The 8,071-nt window shown below is 51.5% G+C and carries 7 protein-coding genes; all 7 read left to right on the top strand.

Annotated elements, in window-relative coordinates; all coding sequences use genetic code 11:
* The first annotated feature begins 233 nt into the window (after positions 1–233).
* Complete coding sequence (gene secE, locus ACWKXX_RS22065; protein ID WP_003862342.1) at positions 234–617, top strand: preprotein translocase subunit SecE; 384 nt, start codon at positions 234–236, stop codon at positions 615–617.
* 1 nt (position 618) lies between these two features.
* A complete protein-coding gene (gene nusG / locus ACWKXX_RS22060) occupies positions 619–1,164 on the top strand; it encodes a transcription termination/antitermination protein NusG (protein ID WP_003862341.1) in 546 nt (181 codons plus the stop codon).
* Between the two features lie 156 nt (positions 1,165–1,320).
* Positions 1,321–1,749 (top strand): 50S ribosomal protein L11, encoded by a 429-nt coding sequence (rplK, locus tag ACWKXX_RS22055; RefSeq protein WP_003862340.1) that lies wholly within the window; start codon positions 1,321–1,323, stop codon positions 1,747–1,749.
* 3 nt (positions 1,750–1,752) lie between these two features.
* On the top strand, positions 1,753–2,457 hold the full coding sequence (rplA, locus tag ACWKXX_RS22050) for a 50S ribosomal protein L1 (protein WP_006810530.1): 705 nt from the start codon (positions 1,753–1,755) through the stop codon (positions 2,455–2,457).
* Positions 2,458–2,746: 289 nt separating this feature from the next.
* Positions 2,747–3,244, top strand: coding sequence for a 50S ribosomal protein L10 (gene rplJ / locus ACWKXX_RS22045; RefSeq protein WP_003862338.1), 498 nt, complete (start codon positions 2,747–2,749; stop codon positions 3,242–3,244).
* A 66-nt stretch (positions 3,245–3,310) separates the two neighbouring features.
* Complete coding sequence (gene rplL / locus ACWKXX_RS22040) at positions 3,311–3,676, top strand: 50S ribosomal protein L7/L12 (protein ID WP_002445276.1); 366 nt, start codon at positions 3,311–3,313, stop codon at positions 3,674–3,676.
* A 319-nt stretch (positions 3,677–3,995) separates the two neighbouring features.
* Entirely contained in the window at positions 3,996–8,024 is a 4,029-nt protein-coding gene (gene rpoB / locus ACWKXX_RS22035; RefSeq protein ID WP_015569976.1) for a DNA-directed RNA polymerase subunit beta, read from the top strand.
* The last annotated feature ends 47 nt before the right edge of the window (positions 8,025–8,071 follow it).

Raw genomic sequence — 8,071 nt, 5'->3', positions numbered from 1 at the left:
GGCTAATCGCTGATAACATTTGACGCAATGCGCAATAAAAGGGCATCATTTGATGCCCTTTTTGCACGCTTTCACATCAGAACCTGGCTCATCAGTGATTAATTTTGTCATAATCATTGCTGAGACAGGCTCTGCGGAGAGCGTATAATACGAAAAGCGAATAGCATTTCGATTGGTTTGCCTCGCACTCGCGGGGTGAAAATGTTTGTAGAATACTTCTGACAGGTTGGTTTATGAGTGCGAATACCGAAGCTCAAGGGAGCGGGCGCGGCCTGGAAGCGATGAAATGGGTAGTTGTAGCCGTGCTGCTGATTGTGGCGATTGTCGGCAACTATCTTTATCGTGACATGATGCTGCCGCTACGCGCGCTTGCAGTGGTAATTCTGATTGCTGCGGCGGGTGGTGTCGCGCTGTTGACGACGAAAGGCAAAGCGACCGTTGCGTTTGCCCGCGAAGCGCGTACCGAAGTCCGCAAGGTCATTTGGCCGACTCGCCAGGAAACATTGCACACCACGCTGATTGTAGCGGCGGTAACCGCTGTAATGTCACTGATCCTGTGGGGACTGGATGGTATTCTGGTTCGCCTGGTATCCTTTATCACTGGCCTGAGGTTCTGAGATGTCTGAAGCCCCTAAAAAGCGCTGGTACGTCGTTCAGGCGTTTTCCGGTTTTGAAGGCCGCGTAGCTACGTCGCTGCGTGAGCATATCAAATTACACAATATGGAAGAGTTATTTGGCGAAGTTATGGTTCCGACCGAAGAAGTGGTTGAGATCCGTGGCGGCCAACGTCGCAAAAGCGAGCGTAAATTCTTCCCGGGTTACGTGCTGGTTCAGATGGTGATGAACGACGCGAGCTGGCACCTGGTGCGCAGCGTACCACGCGTGATGGGCTTTATCGGCGGCACATCTGACCGTCCGGCGCCAATCAGCGACAAAGAAGTTGATGCGATTATGAACCGCCTCCAGCAGGTTGGTGATAAACCGCGTCCGAAAACGCTGTTTGAACCGGGTGAGATGGTTCGTGTTAACGACGGTCCGTTTGCTGACTTCAATGGCGTCGTCGAAGAAGTGGACTACGAGAAGTCCCGCCTGAAAGTTTCCGTTTCTATCTTTGGTCGTGCGACCCCGGTAGAGCTGGACTTTGCTCAGGTAGAAAAAGCCTAAGCAGCGATCAAAAAAGCGACGATTTAATCGTTGCACAGGGCGCGAGATTGGAATACAATTTCGCGCCTTTTGTTTTTATGGGTCCCGACCCGTAAAACGAATTTTATTCACGGGGAGCCTCTCCGAGGCGTTATTACCCAATCAGAGGATTTTAGAATGGCTAAGAAAGTACAAGCCTACGTCAAGCTGCAGGTTGCAGCAGGTATGGCGAACCCAAGTCCACCAGTTGGTCCAGCTCTGGGTCAGCAGGGTGTGAACATCATGGAATTCTGTAAAGCGTTCAACGCCAAAACTGAATCCATGGAAAAAGGTCTGCCAATCCCAGTTGTAATCACTGTTTACGCTGACCGTTCTTTCACTTTCGTTACCAAAACCCCTCCAGCAGCAGTTCTGCTGAAGAAAGCAGCGGGCATCAAGTCTGGTTCCGGTAAGCCGAACAAAGACAAAGTGGGTAAAATTTCCCGCGCTCAGTTGCAGGAAATCGCGCAGACCAAAGCTGCCGACATGACTGGTTCCGACATTGAAGCGATGACTCGCTCCATCGAAGGTACTGCACGTTCCATGGGCCTGGTAGTGGAGGACTAAGAAATGGCTAAACTGACCAAGCGCATGTCCGTGATCCGTGACAAAGTTGATGCGACCAAACAGTACGACATCAACGAAGCTATCGCTCTGCTGAAAGAACTGGCAACTGCTAAGTTCGTTGAAAGCGTTGACGTTGCCGTTAACCTGGGCATCGACGCTCGTAAATCCGATCAGAACGTTCGTGGCGCAACTGTACTGCCACACGGTACTGGCCGTTCCGTACGCGTAGCTGTATTTGCTCAGGGTGCAAACGCTGAAGCTGCTAAAGCTGCTGGCGCTGAACTGGTAGGTATGGAAGATCTGGCTGATCAGATCAAGAAAGGCGAAATGAACTTTGACGTTGTTATTGCTTCTCCAGATGCAATGCGCGTTGTTGGCCAGCTGGGCCAGGTTCTGGGTCCACGCGGCCTGATGCCAAACCCGAAAGTGGGTACTGTAACGCCTAACGTTGCTGAAGCGGTTAAGAACGCTAAAGCAGGTCAGGTTCGTTACCGTAACGACAAAAACGGCATCATCCACACCACCATCGGTAAAGTGGACTTTGACGCTGACAAACTGAAAGAAAACCTGGAAGCTCTGCTGGTTGCGCTGAAAAAAGCAAAACCAACTCAGGCGAAAGGCGTGTACATCAAGAAAGTTAGCATCTCCACCACCATGGGTGCAGGTGTTGCAGTTGACCAGGCTGGCCTGAGCGCTGCTGCAAACTAATGCCTTTACGTGGGCGGTGATTTTGTCTACAATCTTACCCCCACGTTTGCTAACAAAAGTTAGCGGCTAAAAGAATTGTTCGTTGGAGCCTGGCCTATCCAGGCCTCCGTCGAAGACCGCAGGTGTTTCGCAAGAAACTTAATCCCCTGCGTAGACGGTGACAGAACGCTAAGATTATTTTAAATACTCTGGCTTGTTTCTGCTCACCGTATTAAGACGCTCTTCCCGTTGGGTCGAGTGAAGTGAGTTCCGGAACATGAGTTCCGGCAAACATCCAGGAGCAAAGCTAATGGCTTTAAATCTTCAAGACAAACAAGCGATTGTTGCTGAAGTCAGCGAAGTAGCCAAAGGCGCGCTGTCTGCAGTAGTTGCGGATTCCCGTGGCGTTACTGTAGACAAAATGACTGAACTGCGTAAAGCAGGTCGTGAAGCTGGCGTATACATGCGTGTTGTTCGTAACACCCTGCTGCGTCGCGTAGTTGAAGGTACTCAGTTCGAGTGCCTGAAAGACACGTTTGTTGGTCCGACCCTGATTGCATACTCTATGGAACACCCGGGCGCTGCTGCTCGTCTGTTCAAAGAGTTCGCGAAAGCGAATGCAAAATTTGAGGTCAAAGCTGCAGCCTTTGAAGGTGAGTTGATCCCGGCATCGCAAATCGATCGCCTGGCAACCCTGCCGACCTACGAAGAAGCAATTGCACGCCTGATGGCAACCATGAAAGAAGCTGCGGCTGGCAAACTGGTTCGCACTCTGGCTGCTGTACGCGATGCGAAAGAAGCTGCTTAATCGCAGTTATCTTTATAAAGCATTTGCTTACGTATAAACTTATTCTGATTTTCAGGAACAATTTAAATGTCTATCACTAAAGATCAAATCATTGAAGCAGTAGCAGCTATGTCCGTAATGGACGTTGTAGAGCTGGTTTCTGCAATGGAAGAAAAATTCGGTGTTTCTGCTGCTGCTGCTGTAGCTGTAGCTGCGGGCCCGGCTGAAGCTGCTGAAGAAAAAACTGAATTCGACGTAATTCTGAAAGCTGCTGGCGCGAACAAAGTTGCTGTAATCAAAGCAGTACGTGGCGCAACTGGCCTGGGTCTGAAAGAAGCTAAAGACCTGGTAGAATCTGCTCCAGCTGCGCTGAAAGAAGGCGTGAGCAAAGACGACGCAGAAGCACTGAAAAAATCTCTGGAAGAAGCTGGCGCTGAAGTTGAAGTTAAATAAGCCAACTTTTCTGGTTGCAGCCTAAGTAATTAGGCTGATGGCTGGTGACTTTTTAGTCACCAGCCTTTTTGCGCTGTAAGGCATCAGCAGCATTTCACACTGTTTGACTGCTGGTTGTCCTGACAATGCTTGTTTCTATCGACGACTTAATATACTGCGACAGGGTGCTCGCTCTGTGTAAATCGCAATGAAATGGTTTAAGCGTGATAGCAACAGGTATTGCGGAAAGTATTCAATTTTCCGGTCCACAAAATGGTGTTGCACAAACTGTCCCTTCGTCGGACAGATGGGTCGACTTGTCAGCGAGCTGAGGAACCCTATGGTTTACTCCTATACCGAGAAAAAACGTATTCGTAAGGATTTTGGTAAACGTCCACAAGTTCTGGACATTCCATATCTCCTTTCTATCCAGCTTGACTCGTTCCAGAAGTTTATCGAGCAAGATCCTGAAGGGCAGTACGGCCTGGAAGCAGCCTTCCGTTCCGTGTTCCCGATTCAGAGCTACAGCGGTAATTCCGAGCTGCAGTACGTCAGCTACCGCCTTGGCGAACCGGTGTTTGACGTTCAGGAATGTCAGATCCGTGGCGTGACCTATTCCGCACCGCTGCGCGTAAAACTGCGTCTGGTGATCTACGAGCGCGAAGCGCCGGAAGGCACCGTAAAAGACATTAAAGAACAAGAAGTCTACATGGGTGAAATTCCACTCATGACGGACAACGGTACTTTCGTTATCAACGGTACTGAGCGTGTTATCGTTTCCCAGCTGCACCGTAGCCCGGGCGTCTTCTTCGACAGCGATAAAGGTAAAACGCACTCTTCCGGTAAAGTACTGTATAACGCACGCATCATTCCTTACCGTGGTTCATGGCTGGACTTCGAATTCGATCCAAAAGACAACCTGTTTGTCCGTATCGACCGTCGTCGTAAGCTGCCTGCAACCATCATTCTGCGTGCACTGAACTATACCACTGAGCAGATCCTGGACCTGTTCTTTGAGAAAGTGATCTTTGAAATCCGCGACAATAAGTTGCAGATGGAGTTGGTGCCGGAACGTCTGCGTGGTGAGACCGCGTCGTTCGACATCGAAGCCGACGGCAAAGTGTATGTGGAAAAAGGTCGCCGTATCACCGCGCGCCACATCCGCCAGCTGGAAAAAGATGATATCAAACACATCGAAGTTCCGGTTGAATACATTGCAGGAAAAGTAGCCGCGAAAGATTACGTTGATGAATCAACTGGCGAGCTGATCTGCCCGGCGAACATGGAGCTGAGCCTGGATCTGCTGGCTAAGCTGAGCCAGTCTGGCCACAAACGTATCGAAACGCTGTTCACCAACGATCTGGACCACGGTCCGTACATCTCTGAGACTGTACGCGTCGACCCAACCAACGATCGTCTGAGCGCGCTGGTCGAAATCTACCGCATGATGCGTCCTGGTGAGCCACCAACTCGCGAAGCGGCTGAAAGCCTGTTCGAGAACCTGTTCTTCTCCGAAGACCGCTACGATCTGTCCGCGGTTGGTCGTATGAAGTTCAACCGTTCTCTGCTGCGCGACGAGATCGAAGGTTCCGGTATCCTGAGCAAAGACGACATCATTGAAGTGATGAAGAAGCTCATCGATATCCGTAACGGTAAAGGCGAAGTGGACGATATCGACCACCTCGGCAACCGTCGTATCCGTTCCGTAGGCGAAATGGCGGAAAACCAGTTCCGCGTTGGCCTGGTACGTGTAGAGCGTGCGGTGAAAGAGCGTCTGTCTCTGGGCGATCTGGATACCCTGATGCCTCAGGATATGATTAACGCGAAGCCGATTTCTGCGGCAGTGAAAGAGTTCTTCGGTTCCAGCCAGCTGTCTCAGTTCATGGACCAGAACAACCCGCTGTCTGAGATCACGCACAAACGTCGTATCTCCGCACTCGGCCCAGGCGGTCTGACCCGTGAACGCGCAGGCTTTGAAGTTCGAGACGTACACCCGACTCACTACGGTCGCGTATGTCCAATCGAAACGCCTGAAGGTCCAAACATCGGTCTGATCAACTCCCTGTCCGTGTACGCACAGACGAACGAATACGGTTTCCTCGAGACCCCGTATCGTAAAGTGACCGACGGTGTTGTTACTGACGAAATTCATTACCTGTCTGCTATTGAAGAAGGCAACTACGTTATCGCTCAGGCGAACTCCAACCTGGATGACGAAGGCCACTTTGTAGAAGATCTGGTTACCTGCCGTAGCAAAGGCGAATCCAGCTTGTTCAGCCGCGACCAGGTTGACTACATGGACGTATCCACCCAGCAGGTGGTATCCGTCGGTGCGTCCCTGATCCCGTTCCTGGAACACGATGACGCCAACCGTGCATTGATGGGTGCGAACATGCAACGTCAGGCCGTTCCAACTCTGCGTGCTGATAAGCCGCTGGTTGGTACCGGTATGGAACGTGCTGTTGCCGTTGACTCTGGTGTTACAGCAGTTGCTAAGCGTGGCGGTACCGTTCAGTACGTTGACGCATCCCGTATCGTTATCAAAGTTAACGAAGACGAGATGTATCCGGGCGAAGCGGGTATCGACATCTACAACCTGACCAAATACACCCGTTCTAACCAGAACACCTGTATCAACCAGATGCCATGTGTGTCTCTGGGTGAGCCAGTTGAGCGCGGCGACGTGCTGGCAGACGGTCCGTCCACCGACCTCGGTGAACTGGCGCTCGGTCAGAACATGCGCGTAGCGTTCATGCCGTGGAACGGTTACAACTTCGAAGACTCCATCCTCGTCTCCGAGCGTGTGGTTCAGGAAGATCGTTTCACCACCATCCACATTCAGGAACTGGCATGTGTGTCCCGTGACACCAAGCTGGGGCCAGAAGAGATCACCGCTGACATCCCGAACGTGGGTGAAGCTGCGCTCTCTAAACTGGATGAATCCGGTATTGTTTACATCGGCGCGGAAGTGACCGGCGGTGACATTCTGGTTGGTAAGGTCACGCCGAAAGGCGAAACCCAGCTGACGCCAGAAGAGAAACTGCTGCGTGCTATCTTCGGTGAGAAAGCGTCTGACGTTAAAGACTCTTCTCTGCGCGTACCAAACGGTGTTTCCGGTACGGTTATCGACGTTCAGGTCTTCACCCGTGACGGCGTTGAGAAAGATAAGCGTGCGCTGGAAATCGAAGAGATGCAGCTCAAACAGGCTAAGAAAGACCTGTCTGAAGAACTGCAAATCCTCGAAGCAGGTCTGTTCAGCCGTATCTATGCGGTGCTGGTTGCCGGAGGCGTTGAAGCTGAGAAGCTCGACAAACTGCCACGCGATCGCTGGCTGGAACTGGGCCTGACCGACGAAGAGAAACAGAATCAGCTGGAACAGCTGGCTGAGCAGTATGACGAACTAAAACACGAGTTCGAGAAAAAACTCGAAGCGAAACGCCGCAAAATCACTCAGGGCGACGATCTGGCACCAGGCGTGCTGAAGATTGTTAAGGTGTATCTGGCTGTTAAACGTCAGATCCAGCCTGGTGATAAGATGGCAGGTCGTCACGGTAACAAGGGTGTTATCTCTAAGATCAACCCGATCGAAGATATGCCGCACGATGCTAACGGTACGCCGGTAGATATCGTACTGAACCCACTGGGCGTACCGTCTCGTATGAACATCGGTCAGATTCTGGAAACCCACCTGGGTATGGCTGCGAAAGGTATCGGCGATAAGATCAACGCCATGCTGAAACAGCAGCAGGAAGTCGCGAAACTGCGCGAGTTCATCCAGCGTGCCTACGATCTGGGTACCGACGTTCGTCAGAAAGTCGACCTGAACACCTTCAGCGATGAAGAAGTGCTGCGTCTGGCAGAGAACCTGCGCAAAGGTATGCCAATTGCAACGCCGGTATTCGACGGTGCAAAAGAAGCTGAAATTAAAGAGCTGCTGCAACTGGGTGGTCTGCCAACGTCTGGTCAGATTACGCTGTTTGACGGCCGTACCGGTGAACAGTTCGAGCGTCCGGTAACCGTAGGTTACATGTACATGCTGAAACTGAACCACCTGGTCGACGACAAGATGCACGCTCGTTCTACCGGTTCTTACAGCCTGGTTACTCAGCAGCCGCTGGGTGGTAAGGCTCAGTTCGGTGGTCAGCGCTTCGGGGAGATGGAAGTGTGGGCGCTGGAAGCATACGGCGCAGCATACACCTTGCAGGAAATGCTCACCGTTAAGTCTGATGACGTGAACGGTCGTACTAAGATGTATAAGAACATCGTAGACGGCAACCATCAGATGGAACCGGGCATGCCAGAATCCTTCAACGTACTGTTGAAAGAGATTCGTTCGCTGGGTATCAACATCGAACTGGAAGACGAGTAATTCTCGCTCAAACAGGTCACTGCTGTCGGGTTAACGCCCGACAGCAG

It is taken from the genome of Enterobacter sp. UPMP2061, from assembly GCF_053709615.1.
Note: the sequence above shows the minus strand (reverse complement) of the source record. Positions and strands in the feature narration are given on the sequence as shown.